The organism is Streptomyces sp. 3214.6 (assembly GCF_900129855.1).
Lineage (GTDB): Bacteria > Actinomycetota > Actinomycetes > Streptomycetales > Streptomycetaceae > Streptomyces > Streptomyces soliscabiei.
Genome location: NZ_LT670819.1, coordinates 3,305,302 through 3,320,400, shown reverse-complemented (window position 1 = coordinate 3,320,400; position 15,099 = coordinate 3,305,302). Strand labels below are relative to the sequence as shown.

General features: G+C 70.0%; 19 protein-coding genes and 2 pseudogenes. 10 read left to right on the top strand and 11 right to left on the bottom strand.

Going from position 1 to position 15,099, the window contains the following annotated elements; translation table 11 throughout:
* Positions 1 to 108 precede the first annotated feature (108 nt).
* Complete coding sequence (locus tag B5557_RS14780) at positions 109 to 714, bottom strand: TetR/AcrR family transcriptional regulator (protein ID WP_079659729.1); 606 nt, start codon at positions 712 to 714, stop codon at positions 109 to 111.
* A gap of 122 nt (positions 715 to 836) precedes the next feature.
* Here B5557_RS14780 and B5557_RS14775 point away from each other — a divergent pair, with 122 nt between their 5' ends.
* From B5557_RS14775 to B5557_RS14765, 3 genes are read left to right on the top strand one after another with little or no spacing between them, the layout of a single operon-like run.
* Complete coding sequence (locus tag B5557_RS14775; protein ID WP_079659728.1) at positions 837 to 1,421, top strand: dihydrofolate reductase family protein; 585 nt, start codon at positions 837 to 839, stop codon at positions 1,419 to 1,421.
* A gap of 47 nt (positions 1,422 to 1,468) precedes the next feature.
* Entirely contained in the window at positions 1,469 to 1,723 is a 255-nt protein-coding gene (locus B5557_RS14770) for a hypothetical protein (protein ID WP_079659726.1), read from the top strand.
* A gap of 51 nt (positions 1,724 to 1,774) precedes the next feature.
* On the top strand, positions 1,775 to 2,176 hold the full coding sequence (locus B5557_RS14765; RefSeq protein WP_143688179.1) for a hypothetical protein: 402 nt from the start codon (positions 1,775 to 1,777) through the stop codon (positions 2,174 to 2,176).
* A gap of 67 nt (positions 2,177 to 2,243) precedes the next feature.
* Here B5557_RS14765 and B5557_RS14760 read toward each other — a convergent pair whose 3' ends face one another.
* From B5557_RS14760 to B5557_RS14750, 3 genes are read right to left on the bottom strand one after another with little or no spacing between them, the layout of a single operon-like run.
* Positions 2,244 to 3,035, bottom strand: coding sequence for a VOC family protein (locus tag B5557_RS14760; RefSeq protein WP_079659724.1), 792 nt, complete (start codon positions 3,033 to 3,035; stop codon positions 2,244 to 2,246).
* Positions 3,032 to 3,448 carry a VOC family protein gene (locus tag B5557_RS14755; protein ID WP_079659723.1) on the bottom strand — a complete coding sequence of 139 codons (417 nt, stop codon included), beginning with the start codon at positions 3,446 to 3,448 and terminating at the stop codon, positions 3,032 to 3,034. Before B5557_RS14755 ends, B5557_RS14760 begins: the two co-directional genes overlap by 4 nt.
* Positions 3,449 to 3,483: 35 nt before the next feature.
* Complete coding sequence (locus B5557_RS14750; protein ID WP_099937135.1) at positions 3,484 to 3,876, bottom strand: helix-turn-helix transcriptional regulator; 393 nt, start codon at positions 3,874 to 3,876, stop codon at positions 3,484 to 3,486.
* 102 nt (positions 3,877 to 3,978) lie between these two features.
* On the opposite strand from B5557_RS14750, the gene B5557_RS14745 reads away from it, so the two are divergent.
* Genes B5557_RS14745 through ppk2 form a run of 3 tightly spaced genes read left to right on the top strand, consistent with a single transcriptional unit; the run spans position 3,979 to position 6,348 of the window.
* On the top strand, positions 3,979 to 5,133 hold the full coding sequence (locus B5557_RS14745) for an inorganic phosphate transporter (protein WP_079659720.1): 1,155 nt from the start codon (positions 3,979 to 3,981) through the stop codon (positions 5,131 to 5,133).
* A 16-nt stretch (positions 5,134 to 5,149) separates the two neighbouring features.
* Complete coding sequence (locus tag B5557_RS14740; RefSeq protein ID WP_079659718.1) at positions 5,150 to 5,401, top strand: hypothetical protein; 252 nt, start codon at positions 5,150 to 5,152, stop codon at positions 5,399 to 5,401.
* Positions 5,402 to 5,418: 17 nt separating this feature from the next.
* Entirely contained in the window at positions 5,419 to 6,348 is a 930-nt protein-coding gene (ppk2, locus tag B5557_RS14735; RefSeq protein WP_079659717.1) for a polyphosphate kinase 2, read from the top strand.
* 108 nt (positions 6,349 to 6,456) lie between these two features.
* Here the strand turns inward: ppk2 and B5557_RS45105 are convergent.
* Positions 6,457 to 6,549 (bottom strand): annotated as a pseudogene (locus B5557_RS45105) (RNA polymerase subunit sigma-24); the annotation flags it as partial.
* A 39-nt stretch (positions 6,550 to 6,588) separates the two neighbouring features.
* A complete protein-coding gene (locus B5557_RS14730; protein ID WP_079659715.1) occupies positions 6,589 to 7,536 on the bottom strand; it encodes a MerR family transcriptional regulator in 948 nt (315 codons plus the stop codon).
* Between the two features lie 78 nt (positions 7,537 to 7,614).
* Here B5557_RS14730 and B5557_RS45100 point away from each other — a divergent pair.
* Positions 7,615 to 7,767, top strand: a pseudogene (locus B5557_RS45100) (nitroreductase family protein); the annotation flags it as partial.
* Positions 7,768 to 7,941: 174 nt separating this feature from the next.
* On the opposite strand, the gene sodN reads toward B5557_RS45100, so the two are convergent.
* On the bottom strand, positions 7,942 to 8,337 hold the full coding sequence (gene sodN / locus B5557_RS14725; RefSeq protein WP_079664782.1) for a superoxide dismutase, Ni: 396 nt from the start codon (positions 8,335 to 8,337) through the stop codon (positions 7,942 to 7,944).
* 145 nt (positions 8,338 to 8,482) lie between these two features.
* Here sodN and sodX point away from each other — a divergent pair, with 145 nt between their 5' ends.
* Positions 8,483 to 8,917: a nickel-type superoxide dismutase maturation protease gene (gene sodX / locus B5557_RS14720; protein ID WP_143688246.1), complete on the top strand. Its 435-nt coding sequence runs from the start codon at positions 8,483 to 8,485 to the stop codon at positions 8,915 to 8,917.
* On the opposite strand, the gene B5557_RS14715 is transcribed toward sodX, so the two are convergent.
* On the bottom strand, positions 8,800 to 9,450 hold the full coding sequence (locus tag B5557_RS14715; RefSeq protein WP_079659712.1) for a CGNR zinc finger domain-containing protein: 651 nt from the start codon (positions 9,448 to 9,450) through the stop codon (positions 8,800 to 8,802). The genes sodX and B5557_RS14715 overlap by 118 nt on opposite strands.
* 98 nt (positions 9,451 to 9,548) lie before the next feature.
* On the opposite strand from B5557_RS14715, the gene B5557_RS14710 reads away from it, so the two are divergent.
* Positions 9,549 to 10,319 carry a class I SAM-dependent methyltransferase gene (locus tag B5557_RS14710; RefSeq protein WP_079659711.1) on the top strand — a complete coding sequence of 257 codons (771 nt, stop codon included), beginning with the start codon at positions 9,549 to 9,551 and terminating at the stop codon, positions 10,317 to 10,319.
* A gap of 98 nt (positions 10,320 to 10,417) precedes the next feature.
* Here B5557_RS14710 and B5557_RS14705 read toward each other — a convergent pair whose 3' ends face one another.
* Genes B5557_RS14705 through B5557_RS14695 form a run of 3 tightly spaced genes read right to left on the bottom strand, consistent with a single transcriptional unit; the run spans position 10,418 to position 13,143 of the window.
* Complete coding sequence (locus B5557_RS14705) at positions 10,418 to 11,179, bottom strand: amino acid ABC transporter ATP-binding protein (RefSeq protein ID WP_079659709.1); 762 nt, start codon at positions 11,177 to 11,179, stop codon at positions 10,418 to 10,420.
* Positions 11,176 to 12,138, bottom strand: coding sequence for an amino acid ABC transporter permease (locus tag B5557_RS14700; protein WP_079659707.1), 963 nt, complete (start codon positions 12,136 to 12,138; stop codon positions 11,176 to 11,178). The genes B5557_RS14705 and B5557_RS14700 overlap by 4 nt, the downstream gene beginning before the upstream one ends.
* A gap of 39 nt (positions 12,139 to 12,177) precedes the next feature.
* Entirely contained in the window at positions 12,178 to 13,143 is a 966-nt protein-coding gene (locus B5557_RS14695; RefSeq protein WP_079659706.1) for an ABC transporter substrate-binding protein, read from the bottom strand.
* Positions 13,144 to 13,740: 597 nt separating this feature from the next.
* Between B5557_RS14695 and B5557_RS14685 the strand changes: the two genes are divergently transcribed.
* Positions 13,741 to 14,970 carry an NAD(P)-dependent malic enzyme gene (locus B5557_RS14685; RefSeq protein ID WP_079659704.1) on the top strand — a complete coding sequence of 410 codons (1,230 nt, stop codon included), beginning with the start codon at positions 13,741 to 13,743 and terminating at the stop codon, positions 14,968 to 14,970.
* Positions 14,971 to 15,099: the final 129 nt, after the last annotated feature.

Here is a 15,099-nt window from a genome sequence, read left to right as displayed (position 1 = left end):
CGGTTCCTGAGTTCGGGTGGTTCCTGACTTCGGGTGCTATTCGGGGGCTTCGTCCGGCGGGTCCCGTGCATCCCCATTGGGGGGGGGCGGGGCTCGCCGTCGTGCCGCCTACATGGGTTTGACGTCCCTGTCCGGCACGACTGTCGCCACGATCCTCTCCACCAGGCCCTCCGGGACCCCCACGCCGGGCAGGACGCCGTCCAAGACGCCCGGCAGGGTCAGGTGCTCCAGGATCAGCCCGAGCATCGCCAGGTACAGGACGACCACGGTCTCGTCGCCGCCGGGCAGGCCCGTCTCGCGGTGGAAGTCCATGCCGTCCTGGAGGTCGCCGCGCACCGACGTGGTGAAGGAGGCGCGCAGTTCGGGACGCCGGGTCGCCTCCATGCGCATCTCCAGCAGCGCGAGATAGCCGCTGCGGTCGCGGGTCGCGCGAGCCATCAGGTCGTGCATGAACGCCGTGACCAGGGAGCGGTCCCGCGGTCCCGCCATCAGTTTGCCGAACTTCTCGGGGTCGGGCGCCAGCCGGACGTGCAGTCGGGCGTCGATCTGCCGTAGCAGGTCGTCGCGCCCGGTGAAGTAATTGGAGGCAGTGCCCACCGGCACCCCGGCCGCCGCGTCCACCGCGCGGAAGGTCAGCCCGCGCGCCCCCTCCCGCGCGAGCACCTCGACCCCGGCGTCGACCAGGGCCGCCCGGCGCTCCGGATTACCGGCCATGCGGAACCCTCTCTCTCACTTGGCTCCGTTTCCCGGAACACGGGAAACTCTCTTGCATCCACTACAGGTGAAGTACTACAACTGTTGTGGTTCACGGGTCAGCCTACGGAAAGAGCCCCCACTTGCGAAAGCTCACGTACTTCATCGCCTGCTCCGTCGACGGGTTCATCGGCGACGCGACCGGTGACGGCTCGGCGATGGTCTCCTTCGTCGACGAGGAGTTCTTCGACTTCCTCAAGACGGAGTATCCGGAGACCCTGCCCACCCACGGCCGCCGGCCGCTCGGCATCGACGACCTGCCCAACCGGCGGTTCGACACGATCATCCAGGGCCGGGTCAGCTATGACCTCGCGCTGAAGGAGGGCGTCACCAGCCCCTACGCTCATCTGCGCCAGTACGTCGCCTCCCGCACCCTCGCCGAGTCGCCCGACCCGGACGTCGAGATCATCGCCGACGGCCTGCTCGACAAGGTCCGCGCGCTCAAGGCGGAGGACAGCGACCTCGACATCTACCTGTGCGGCGGCTCCCGCCTCGCGGGCGAGCTGTTCGACGAGATCGACGAACTGGTGATCAAGACCTACCCACTCGTCTACGGCGTCGGCATGCCGATGTTCGGCGCCGGGTGCGACCTCGCTCGCTTCACCTTCCGCGGCGTGCGCTCCTTCGGCAACGGCGCGGTCGTACGGACGTACAGCAGGGAACGCTGACGTACGCGCGGGGGGCGCTCGAGTGCGGGCCGCCCTACTCTGAGGACATGGACAGGGAACAACGCGTCTGCCCCGCCTGTGGACAGCCCGTGCAGTCCGTCATCCGGCGGCACAAGACGCTGGGCGCGTGGGTCCCGCGCTGGGTGCCGGGCCCGTGCCACAACCCGGACTGCGAGGCGTATGTGGAGCCGGGCGCCCGGCCCGACGCCTACGAGCCCGACGCCTCCGGGGTCGATGCCCTCGGGCCCGACGCCGCCGAGCCCGACCAGGAGCCCGGAGCGCCTACCGCCCGGACCTCGTGACAGGACCGGTCGGCCTCCGGCCGCACCAGCCCTGCCGCTAGCGTGACCCCCATGACGCATGACGGGGGAGACGAGGATGTGACCGCGGCCGGGGCCGGGGCCGGATCGGGCAGAGGTCGGCGCCGGGGATGGCGATGGGCCGTGGGGGTGTGGGTGGCGGCCGTGGCCGTCGGGGCCGGACTGACGTTGTGGCTGCAGGACTCCACCGAACCCCCGGCCCGACAGCCGAACGGCCGACACGCACCCCAGGAGTCCGCCGCGCCGCTGCTCCATATGGACGTGGACGGCGATGACCTGTGCAACAAAGCGAAGGACAAGGACAAGGGCAAGGACGAGGCCGACAACGAGGGCGAGGGCGACGGCGAGAGGGACAGCGGGGGCGAGGAGACGCCGGACGGTGAGGCGACGACCGACCGCCTGATCGTCGTCTGCGCGTGGCCGACGAACGGTTAGGGCCTGTCCGGCGGATCAAGTCGCAGGAAAGCAGCGGCGCCTACGGGCATGATCCGCCGGGCAGGCCCTAGGCGCCCGCCCGCGGCAGTCCGCCCGTCTCCGCGTCGCGTCCGGTCAGGCAGTACAGGCCGCCGGCCGGGTCGCGCAGCACCGTCCAGTGGGGGTGGCGGGCGACGAGGACCGCGCCGAGCCGTTCGTGTCGGACGCGCACGGCGTCGACGTCCGGGCCGCAGGCCAGGTCGAGATGGGCGCCGGCCGAACCCCCGCTCCCGGGCCGCTCCTCGTCGAGCCGCTGGAGCAGGATGCGGATCGGCAGGCCGGGCGGCGGCTCGACCACATGGAACTCGGGCCGGGAGCCGGGCCGGGAGCGCCAGTCGGGCAACAGGCCGCCCCAGAAGGCGACTTCGGCCTCGTACGCCGACGGCGGGATGTCGACGCACACCTGGTCCAGGCGGCTGCCCGCCACCACGGGCGGCCGTACGGTCTCCCCGTGCCACGGCACCGCGCAGAACAACTGCCCCGCGGGGGAGCGCAGTACGGCCCACCCCTCGTTTGCGGCGGCCGGCTCGGCGCCCAGCTTCAGCGCCTTCTCCACGAACCCGGGCACGTCCTCGACGGCGAAGTCGAGATGCGCGCCGCCGTCGCCGCCCGCCACCTGCTGGACCTTGACGCAGGGGTCGGCGCCCTCGGCGAGCAGGGTCACGAACTCCCCGTCCGCACCGCGGAGTTCCGACAGCGTGGTGTCCGTGACTGCGGTCCAGAACGCGCAGGCCCGCTCGAAGCGTGCGGCGGGCCGGTCGACGAAGGCGTAGGTCCACCGGACCGGCCCGCTCGCCGGCCCGTTCACCACTCCGCTCATCGGGGCTTCGACTCCATGAACCGCAGCATGTTCCCCGCCGGGTCCCGGAACGCGCAGTCGCGCACCCCGTACGGCATGTCCATCGGTTCCTGAATCACCTCGGCGCCGGATTCCCGGACACGGGCGAAGAGGGCGTCGCAGTCCTCGGTGGTGAAGTTGACCCCGCGCAGCACGCCCTTGGCCAGCAGCTGCTCCATCGCCTCCCGGTCCGCCGGGGAGAGGTCGGGGTTCGCGGCGGGCGGCTCCAGGACGATCGACACGTCCGGTTGCAGCGGCGACCCGACGGTCACCCACCGCATCCCCTCGTACTTGACGTCGTTGCGGATCTCCAGGCCCAGGACGTCGCAGTAGAAGGTGACGGCCTTGTCGTGGTCGTCGACAGCGATGAAACAGGTGTGCAGTTTCAGGTCCATGGGGCCAACCTAAGGTCGATACGGGCGTTACGTCGTCACGTCCGTCTCGGGCGTGTGTACGCTCGCGCCACGCAGGGCGGGATCTCCGCGCTCTCCTCGTGCGAGCGGGCCCGATAGGAGCTCGGCGTCTCGCCCACCAGCTCGGTGAAGCGGGAGCTGAACGAGCCGAGCGAGGTGCAGCCGACCGCCATGCAGACCTCCGTCACGGTCAGGTCGCCGCGGCGCAGCAGGGCCTTGGCGCGCTCGACCCGGCGGGTCATCAGGTAGCCGTAGGGAGTCTCGCCGTAGGCCTCGCGGAAGCTCCGCTGGAAGTGGCCCGGCGACATCAGCGCGGTGCGCGCGAGGGCGGGGACGTCGAGCGGCTCGGCGTACTCACGGTCCATCCGGTCGCGGGCCTGCCGCAGTCGTACCAGGTCCTCGAGGGTCACCACGTCAGCATCGCACGATCCTCACCTGGTGGGCGCGGGGACCTGGAACAGGCTTTGCCTTCAGTTCGCCTCCCGTATGAAAGCGCTTGTTCCCATGAGGGAATGGACCACATCACGTTCCTCGTGGCGGTCGTCATCGTCACGGCTCTGGCCTTCGACTTCACCAACGGATTTCACGACACGGCGAACGCGATGGCCACCTCCATCGCCACCGGCGCGCTCAAGCCGAAAACAGCGGTGCTGATCAGCGGAGCCCTCAACATCGTCGGCGCCTTCCTGTCCACGGAGGTCGCCAGGACGATCTCCGGCGGCATCGTGGACGACACCCTCGTCTCCCCGGGGATGATCTTCGCGGGGCTGGTCGGGGCGATCCTCTGGAACCTGCTGACCTGGCTGGTCGGGCTGCCGTCCAGCTCGTCGCACGCCCTCTTCGGCGGGCTGATCGGCGCGGTGTGGGTCGGTGCGGGCTCGCACGGCGTGCACTTCGACAAGGTTGTCGACAAGGTGCTGATCCCGGCCGTGGCCTCGCCGCTCGTGGCGGGTGTCGCCGCCCTGATCGCCACCTACCTCGCGTACAAGCTCACCGCCCGCGCCCGCAAGCAGTCGGTCACCAAGGGCTTCCGGCTCGGTCAGATCGCCTCGGCCTCGCTGGTCTCGCTCGCGCACGGCACGAACGACGCGCAGAAGACCATGGGCGTCATCACCCTGACCCTGATCTCGGCGGGCGCGCTCGGACACGACGCCGGCCCGCCGGTGTGGGTGATCGCCTCGGCCGGTCTCGCCATCGGCCTCGGCACCTATCTGGGCGGCTGGCGGATCATCCGCACCATGGGCAAGGGCCTCACCGAGATCCAGTCCCCGCAGGGCTTCGCCGCCGAGACCGCTTCCACGACCGTCATCCTCACCTCCGCCCACCTCGGCTTCGCCCTGTCGACCACGCAGGTCGCCTCCGGCAGCATCCTCGGCGCGGGCCTGGGGCGGCGCCTCGCGGAGGTCCGTTGGGGCGTCGCGGGCCGGATGGTCGCCGCCTGGCTGATCACGCTGCCCGCCGCCGCGCTGGTCGGCGGCGTCTCCGCGAGCGTGGTCAAGCACGGCGGCAACTTCGGCACGGTCGTCGTCGCGCTGGCGGGCGCGGCCGTGGCCGCGGGCATCGTCGTCCTGTCCCGCCGCGACCCGGTGCACGCGAACAACGTGAACGACACCCACGAGGTCAACGTCCGCACCGCGCCGCCGGCCGGCGTCGGCACGGCCGCCTGAGGCAGGGAGAGCTTCGATGCATCTGGACTGGAACGCACTCGGCCAGGTCACCGCGGTGAGCATCGGCGTCACCGTCGCCGTGGTCGTCGTCTTCGCCTTCGGCGTGCTCGGCCTCGCCCGTGTGGAGGGCGCGCGCGAGCGGGGCGGCGGCGCCGGGCGGGGCGGCGGCACGTCGTCGCTCGGCATGGCCCAGGCGGGCCTGTGCTTCCTCGCGTGCGCGGCCGTGGTGGCGTACGGGATCTATCTGATCGTGCCGCAGTTCCACTGAACCGGAAGGAGAACGGGATGGCGACGCCGCCCCTGCTGTCCGAGCTGGCCGACCTGAGAGTCGACTACAGCGATCACGACGACCCTGTCCTCGTCCGGCCGGACGGGAGCCTGGTCGACACCTGGCGGGAGAACTATCCGTACCCGCACCGTATGGAGCGCAACGAGTACGACCTGCACAAGCGGCTCCAGCAGATCGAACTGCTGAAGCTGCAGAGCTGGATCAAGGAGACGGGCCGCCGGCTCGTCATCGTCTTCGAAGGACGGGACGCGGCCGGCAAGGGCGGCACCATCAAGCGGTTCACGGAGCACCTCAATCCGCGCGGCGCCCGGGTCGTGGCGCTGGAGAAGCCCACCGAGCGCGAGCGCGGGCAGTGGTACTTCCAGCGGTACGTCGAACAGCTGCCGACCGCCGGCGAGATCGTCCTGTTCGACCGGTCCTGGTACAACCGGGCCGGCGTCGAGCGGGTCATGGGCTTCTGCAGTGACGACGAGTACCAGCGCTTCATGCGCCAGGCGCCGCTGTTCGAGCGGATGCTCGTCGACGACGGCGTGGACCTGATCAAGTTCTGGTTCTCGGTGTCGCAGGGCGAGCAGCGCACCCGGTTCACGATCCGTCAGATAGACCCCGTACGGCAGTGGAAACTCAGCCCGATGGACCTCGCCTCGCTGGACCGCTGGGACGACTACACCGCGGCCAAGGTCGCCATGTTCCGCGAGACGGACACGGCGTACGCGCCCTGGACAGTGGTCAAGAGCAACGACAAGAAACGGGCCCGGGTCGAGGCCATGCGCAGTGTGCTCGCCCGATTCGACTACGCCGACAAGGACGAGGAGGTGGTCGGCGCCGCCGACCCACGCATCGTGGGCGCGGCGGCGGGCCTGCTGGAGGCAGGCGAGGACGACACGGCCGACGGCGCCGCCACCGGCGCCGTTGCCGTCAGCTGAAGCACCGACCGACCGCCAGGCCCGACCGACCGCCCGGCCCGACCGCCCGGCCCGACCGACCGCCAGGCCCGCGCGGGTCAGGTCAGGTCGGTCGGGAGGCCTGTTTCTGAGGACCTTGCCGTCCCTGTCTCGGAAGATCGCGCCCGGCTGCCCGTTGAGTTCGTGCTGTTCGAACGTCACGTCGACCCGGGCCAAGCGCGGCACCGAGAGCGTAGGGCGTGTCCGCAGACGTACGGCGGATCATGCCCATGATGAGCGCAGGCTCAGCGCCGTGATCGACCAGTCGAGCGCCGGTGTCAGGGGTTCCGGGGGCGGCCAGCCGTTGACCAGGGCGAGCAGGTGGACGTACCGGTCCCGGCGCGGATCGTTGGCGTGGGCCAGCCGCTGCCGCAGCCGTCGACGCAGGTCACCGTCGTCCGGCCGGCCGAGGAGGCGCGCGCAGTCCGCGGTGAGCGCCGCGACGACCTGGTCGGCCCGGGGCGACTCTGGGGCCGTCCCGGACGCGACCGCCGCCGTCGCGTGGTCGCGGGCGAGCGCGACGACGTCCGGGCGTGGGACCCCGAAGCCACGGTCGGACACGTGGCGCGCCTGGTCCTCGACCGCGCGCCGAAGACTCGCGCGAAAGCCCGGGTCGAGCATCAACTCGGCCAACTCCGCCCATGCCTCGACCTGCTCGTCGGTCGGGTCGTCGGGAAGTTCGGGCGTCAGGGAGCGTCGGACCCCGGCGTAGACGTCACCGCCGTCGAGATCCGTGAAGACGCCGGTGAGGAAGTCGTCTGTCAACCGCCGACGTTCGTCTTCGGTGAGTCGGGCCAGTCGGTGCATGCGTGCCATCTCCTCGGGGGTGTGTCCGCGCCTGGCCACGGCCGTCAGCACCGCCCGTCGCAGCCGCAGGACGCCGATCTGTACGTCCAGCGCGGCGGCGTGCTGCGCGGCGACGTCGCCGAGCGTCAGCTCCCGGTCGACGACCTGCCGTATCACGTCGAGCCCGAACCCCAGCTCGCGCAGCGTCCGCACCAGCGCCAGCCGGGCGACGGCGTCCGGGCCGTAGCGGCGGTAGCCGGCGGGCGTGCGGTCGGCCGGCGTCACGATGCCGCGATCGGAGTAGAACCGGACGGTCTTGACCGTCAGCCCGGTGTGCCGGGCCAGTTCACCGATCGAGCAGAGGTCGCCACCGTCGCCGTCCATGCCCTCATCCTCGACTCTCCCCCCGGGGGAGACTCAAGCGCACCCGGCGAAAGGCGAACGCCGAAAGGACCCGGCCGCGTTGAGCGCCGAGTGCCGGCCGCGGCGACGCGAGCTCCGTCGAGCGGGAACCTCCAGCCGTGGCCTGTGTATGTGGTGACCGGCGAACCCTTGGCCGAACTGAAGAGGCGCGCGACGGCCAGGGCACTCGTGGGTGACCCGGGAGAAGGAAGGCGTGCCACGGCTGCGTTCGAGGCACCGCGCGGGCGTCAGCATCCCCGGCAGAACGCTTACCTGTGGGCCATCGAACGCCGAAAGGGGCCGGTCGGGTTGCGGACCGGCCCCTTCTGGAGGCTTTCCCGGGCCGCGGTGGTGCACCGGCCGCGGATCGGGGCGAAGGAGTGTGCCTCAGGCCTTCTTGGTCTCCCAGAAGATCTTGTCGATCTCGGCGATGAGCTCCAGGGCCTTCTCGCCGGTCTTCGGGTCCGTCGAGCCCTTGGCGGCCGACAGGGCCTTCAGGGTGTCGTTGACGAGCTCGTGCAGCTGGGGGTACTTCTCGAAGTGCGGGGGCTTGAAGTAGTCGCTCCACAGCACGGAGACGTGGTGCTTCGCGAGCTCGGCACGCTGTTCCTTGATGACGGTGGCGCGCGCCTGGAAGTGCGGGTCGTCGTTGGCGGCCATCTTTTCCTGGACGGCCTTCACCGACTCCGCCTCGATGCGGGCCTGGGCCGGGTCGTACACACCGCAGGGCAGGTCGCAGTGTGCGCTGACCTTGACCTTGGGGGCAAACAGGCGGGAAAGCATGGAGCATTCCTTCCTCGTGATCGTCTTCTCAGGTGGGACATTACTCCCTGAGGGACGGCTTTTGGCGGGTGCCCCCATGGGCTTAGGACAAAAGTCCGGGGTCAGACTGAGACTGGTGGAGGAACGGACCGGGGAGGTGCCGGCGATGCCGGAGCTGTCGCAGGAGACCGAGCAGGGGAGGGCGGTCGCGTCCTTCGGGGTGGCCGAGGTGACCGGGCCGTCCATGGTGCCCACGCTCTACCACGGAGACCAGCTGGTGGTGCAGTACGGGGCCAGGGTGCGCGCCGGTGACGTCGTCGTGCTGCGGCATCCCTTCCAGCAGGACCTGCTGGTGGTCAAGCGGGCCGTCGAGCGACGGGACGGGGGGTGGTGGGTGCTCGGGGACAACGCGTACGCCGGAGGGGACAGCACCGACTACGGGACCGTGCCCGACGAACTGATACTCGGCAAGGTGCGGCTGCGCTACCGCCCGCTGAAGTCGGGCCGGCGCTCGCCGCTGGCGCTGGTGCGCTGGGCGCTGTCGGCGGCGAGGCCCGTGACGGCCGTTCGGTCCGCCTCCAAACGCTTGCGGGCGCGGTAGGCGGCCACGTTGGCGCGGGTCGCGCAGCGGTCGGAGCAGTAGCGCCGGGAGCGGTTGGTGGAGGTGTCGAGGTAGGCGTTGCGGCAGGGTGCCGCCTCGCACAGGCCCAGACGGTCGACGCCGTACTCCGTGAGGTGGAACGCCAGGCCCATCGCCGCGATGGCCGCGTAGCCCGCCGTCGCGTTCGACGGGTGGTCGGCCAGGTGCATGTGCCACAGCGGCCTGCCGTCGTCGTCGCGGAAGTCGTGGCCGGAGATCTGGGGGCTCACCGGGAACTCCAGGAGGAGGGAGTTCAGCAGGTCCACCGCGAGGGTCTCGTCGCCGCCGTCGGCCGCCTCGAAGACCGCGCGCAGCCGGCCCCGGACCGAGCGGAACCGGGTGACGTCGGCGTCGGTGGCCCGGCGGGCCGCCGACTGGTTGCCGCCGAAGAGGGCACGGACGGCCTCGACCGAGGTCAGGGCGTCCTTGCCCCGGGCCGGCTCCTCGCTGTTGACGAGGCGCACGGCATAGTCCGAGTAATAGGCCAGTTCCACTTGTAGTCCTTACGGTGGCGCTCTATGGTCGGGGTGCGGGCGGAGTAACGGCCGTTCGTGCTTCCAGGGTATTACGTGACATACGGCGGAGGGTTGCGATGACGGACGCGCAGACGACCACGACCGGCACCGACTGGGCGGCCTGGCAGCGGAGCTGGGACCGCCAGCAGGAGTGGTACATGCCCGACCGGGAGGAACGCTTCCGGATCATGCTCGACATGGTGGAGGCGCTCGTCGGACCCGCCCCGCGCGTCCTCGACCTCGCCTGCGGCACCGGCACCATCACCGCCCGGCTGCTCTCCCGCCTCCCCGGGGCCACCAGCACCGGCGTCGACCTCGACCCGGCGCTCCTCACCATCGCCGAGGGCACCTTCGCGGGGGACGACCGCGTCACCTTCGTGACGGCCGACCTCAAGGACCCGGACTGGCCGGCCCGCCTGCCGTACGACTCCTACGACGCCGTCCTGACCGCCACGGCCCTGCACTGGCTGCACAGCGAACCCCTCGCGGCCCTCTACGGTCAGGTCGCGGAACTCGTCCGCGACGGCGGTGTCTTCATGAACGCGGACCACATGATCGACGACACGACGCCCCGGATCAACGCGGCGGAGCGCGCCCAGCGTCACGCCCGTATGGATCAGGCCAAAGCGGGCGGGGTCCCGGACTGGGCCGAATGGTGGCAGCTCGCCGCCCAGGACCCGGTCCTCGCCGCGCCGACCGCCCGCCGCTTCGAGATCTACGGCGAACACGCCGACGGGGACATGCCCTCGGCGGCATGGCACGCGCGCGTGCTGCTCGCGCAGGGCTTCGGGGAGGCGCGCCCGGTGTGGGCGTCCCCTTCGGACACGCTGTTGCTCGCGCTGAAGTGACCGACCTGCGGGCGGCCACCCCGGGGCCCCCGCCGGGCGCCCGGCACTGAAAGGGGCGGTACGGGAATCCCGTACCGCCCCTTTCGCCGTCGTGCGCGCTACAGCACCTTGGACAGGAACGCCTGCGTCCGCTCGTGCTGCGGGTTGGTCAGCACCTCGCGCGGGTTGCCGGACTCGACGACCACGCCGCCGTCCATGAAGACCAGGCTGTCGCCGACCTCGCGGGCGAAGCCCATCTCGTGGGTGACGACGACCATCGTCATACCGGACTCGGCGAGGTCGCGCATGACGTCGAGGACGTCGCCGACCAGCTCCGGGTCGAGGGCCGAGGTCGGCTCGTCGAACAGCATCAGCTTCGGGTCCATGGCCAGCGCCCGGGCGATGGCGACGCGCTGCTGCTGGCCGCCGGAGAGCTGCGAGGGGTAGTTCCCGGCCTTGTCGGCGAGGCCGACGCGGTCCAGGAGCTCCCGCGCCCGCTCCCTGGCCTGGGCCTTGCTGACGCCCTTGACCTGGACCGGGGCCTCGATGACGTTCTCCGCCGCCGTCATGTGCGGGAACAGGTTGAACCGCTGGAACACCATGCCGATGTCCCGGCGCTTCAGCGCGACCTCGCTGTCCTTGAGCTCGTACAGCTTGTCGCCCTTCTGGCGGTAGCCCACCAGGTCCCCGTCCACGTACAGACGGCCGGCGTTGATCTTCTCAAGGTGGTTGATGCACCTGAGGAACGTGCTCTTGCCGGAGCCGGACGGGCCGATGAGGCAGAACACCTCGCCGTTCTTGACCTCCAGGTCGATGCCCTTGAGGACCTCGACCAGGCCGAAGGACTTGTGGACGCCCTCCGCCTTCACCATCGCGGTCATGCCGTCCTCCTCGAGGATCCGAACAGGTTCGCCCTGATCTTCTGGAAGACCGTGGGCGGGAGGCTGCGGCTGGAACCGCGGGCGTAGTAGCGCTCCAGGTAGTACTGGAAGACGCTGAAGATGCTGGTCATGACCAGGTACCAGATCGAGGCGACGAAGAGCAGCTCCATCACGGCGTACGACGACGAGCCGATCACCGAGGTCGAGCGCAACAGCTCGTTGTACGTGACGACGTACACCAGCGACGAGGTCTTCAGCATGTTGATGAACTCGTTGCCGGTCGGCGGCACGATCACCCGCATCGCCTGCGGGATGACGATCCGGCGCAGCGTCTTGCCGTGGCTCATGCCGAGCGCGTGCGCGGCCTCCGTCTGACCCTCGTCGACGGCCAGCAGGCCGGCCCGGCAGATCTCGGCCATGTAGGCGGCCTCGTTCAGGCCGAGGCCCAGCAGCGCGGCCATGAACGGCGTCATGACGTCCACCATCTCGTCCTTGTAGATCGGACCGAGATTCAGCACGGGGAAGATCAGCGCCAGGTTGAACCACATCAGCAGCTGCACGTACACCGGCGTGCCGCGGAAGAACCAGATGTACAGCCACGCGATGGTGCTGGTCACCGGGTTCTTCGACAGGCGCATCACGGCGAGGAGGACGCCCAGGACCACGCCGAGCAGCATGGCCAGGATGCTGATCAGCAGGGTGCGGCCGGCGCCCGCGACGACCGTCGAGTCAAACAGGCTGTCGGACACCGCGTGCCACTGGATGTCGCCGTTCGCGAACGCGTTGACGAGCAGTGCGAGCAGCGCGACGACGATCACGGCGCTCACCCAGCGGCCGTAGTGGCGCACCGGGATCGCCTTGATGGCCTCCGGTGGGCCGGAGAACGCCGACTCCTTCGAGACCGGCGGGGTGTCCTCGGGTGGTGCGCCCTCGGAGGACTTCTGGAGCTTGTCAGTCATGGGGACTGCCCTTCAAAGGCTTCAGGAGGTGCGAGTGGATCACTTGCCGCCGTTGACCGCGGCAGCCTTGATCGCGCCGCTCTGGGCGCCCCACTTCTCCAGCACCTTCTGGTACGAGCCGTCCTTGATGATCGCGTCGACGGCCTCCTTGAGGGCGTCGCGCAGCTGGGTGTTCTTCTTGTCGACGACGATGCCGAACGGAGCGGCCTCGTACTGCTCGCCGACGACCTCGAAGCTGTTGCCGCCGTCGGCCTTGCGGGCCAGGTCGACCGCGACCGGGTAGTCGTTGACGCCGGCCACGGCGCCGCCGGACTTCACGCGGGTCTGGGCCTCGGTGTCGTTGTCGAACGACTCGATCTTGAGGGCCGCCTTGCCGCCGGTCGTGCAGGCCTTGGACTGCGTCTGCAGGGCCTCTTCGTACGTGGTGCCGCGCTGCACGGCCACCGTCTGGCCGCAGAGGTCCTCGATGGACTTGATGCCCTTCGGGTTCCCCTTCTTGACGTAGATGGCGGTGCCGGCGGTGAAGTAGTCGACGAAGTCGACGCCCTCGCCCAGCTTCTTGCCCTTGTCGTCCAGACCTTCCTGGCGCTGCTTGTTGTCCGTGATCGACGACATGGCGATGTCGTAGCGGCCGGTGTTGACGGCCGTGATCAGGCCGTCGAAGGCGCCCGAGGTGAACTTGAACTCGACGCCGAGCTGCTTGCTGAGCGCGGTGGCGATGTCGGGGTCGACGCCCACGATCTTGCCGGCCTCGACGGACTCCATCGGGGCGTACTCGGCGTTGGTGCCGACCTTGATGACGCCCGCCTTCTGGATACCGGCCGGGAGCTTCGAGAAGAGGGGGGCCGCGCTGCTGCTGCCCGACTCCGAGGTGTTGCTGCTGCCGCCGCCGTTGGTCTGGTCGCCGCAGGCGGTGAGCAGCAAGGCGCCCGCGACCGCGAGGGATCCGACCGCTGCCAGGCGGGTGCGCGCGGCGGTCGTGCGACGGGTGGAGCTTGCGGTCATGGTGGGTTCCTCCGGCGGATGGATGGAGATGCCGATGGGTCGACAAAAGCCGATGGGTCGACGAGAACACACACCTTCGGGTGTCGCGACCTCGTGTGATTACCGCATCTTGCCATTCGGACGGCGGCAATCAGGGGGCCACCCATGTCAAAATCGGATAACGGGCGACCCCCGAACCGCATCACTCCGGTACATCACGACCGGACGGAGCCGGACCATCTGCGGGAATCTCCCGTTCCGGCCGAAAGATCTTCGGTTCATCTCGTCATGTGTTCGTTTGGGCGTGTCCATGTGGCATGAATCATGTCACTCGCCTGCTGCTCGCCGTGTCGCTCACCATGTCACTCGTGGTGACCACTGTCGAAGGTCAACAGAGCGAGGGATGTGACCTTGCACGGAATGGACTCGTCGGCCGTGGTCTCCGTCCGGTAAGAAGGTTTTTTACACCCCTCATCCGGGGCTCAGGGCGCGTGTGCGGCGCGCCCGACGCGCAGGCGCCCGTACGCATCAACTCGTGGGCCCTGTGCGATGCCCGCCCACTTCTCAATCAGGAGTGGCCACCCTCAAACACCATGAACATCTAAGGGGTAAGACACAGTGGCAGCGGAGATCGTCAATCCTCGCAGCGAGAGCGCCGACCGAGCGGGCCAGGAGGGTGGTGCGGAGCCCCTCGACTCGTTCGACCCGGTGTTCGCGCTGCACCGTGGCGGGAAGATGGCCGTGCAGGCCACCGTCCCGGTCCGTGACAAGGACGACCTGTCCCTCGCTTACACGCCCGGCGTCGCGCGCGTGTGCACCGCGATCGCGGAGCAGCCGGAGCTGGTGAACGACTACACCTGGAAGTCGTCCGTCGTCGCCGTCGTGACCGACGGCACGGCCGTCCTCGGGCTCGGGGACATCGGCCCGGAGGCCTCCCTTCCGGTCATGGAGGGCAAGGCCATCCTCTTCAAGCAGTTCGGCGGGGTGGACGCGGTTCCGATCGCGCTCGCCTGCACGGGCGTGGACGAGATCATCGAGACCGTGGTGCGGCTCGCTCCCTCGTTCGGCGGAGTGAACCTGGAGGACATCTCGGCGCCGCGGTGCTTCGAGATCGAGCGCCGGCTCCAGGATGCGCTCGACATCCCGGTCTTCCACGACGACCAGCACGGCACGGCGATCGTGACGCTGGCCGCGCTGCGCAACGCCGCGCGGCTGAGCGGGCGGGGCATCGGTGAGCTGCGGGCCGTCATCTCGGGCGCCGGCGCGGCCGGTGTCGCCATCGCCAGGATGCTGGTCGAGGCCGGCATCGGGGACGTCGCGGTCGCCGACCGCAAGGGCCTCGTCTCGGCGGACCGGGAGGACCTCACCGACGTCAAGCGCGAGCTGGCCTCCTTCACCAACAAGACCGGGCTGAGCGGGTCGCTGGAGGACGCGCTGGCCGGCGCCGACGTCTTCATCGGCGTCTCCGGCGGTACGGTCCCGGAGGCGGCGGTGGCCTCGATGGCCGAGGGTGCGTTCGTCTTCGCGATGGCCAACCCGAACCCCGAGGTGCATCCGGACGTCGCCCACAAGTACGCGGCGGTCGTCGCCACCGGGCGGTCGGACTTCCCCAACCAGATCAACAACGTGCTGGCGTTCCCGGGGATCTTCGCCGGGGCGCTGCAGGTGCGGGCGTCGCGGATCACCGAGGGCATGAAGCTCGCGGCGGCCGAGGCGCTGGCCGGGGTCGTCGGGGACGATCTCGCGGCGGACTACGTGATTCCGTCGCCGTTCGACGAGCGGGTCGCCCCCGCGGTGACCGCGGCGGTTGCCGCCGCGGCTCGTGCCGAGGGCGTCGCTCGCCGCTGACGCGGCTGTGAATGGCCCCGTCCGTCCGGGCGGGGCCGTTTCCGCCCCCCACCTGCCCCTCCGGGTGGGCTGCCGTGACCGGCCCGCGAGGGAGACCGCCCGGACCGGCCGACTTCGCAAGAGGGCATG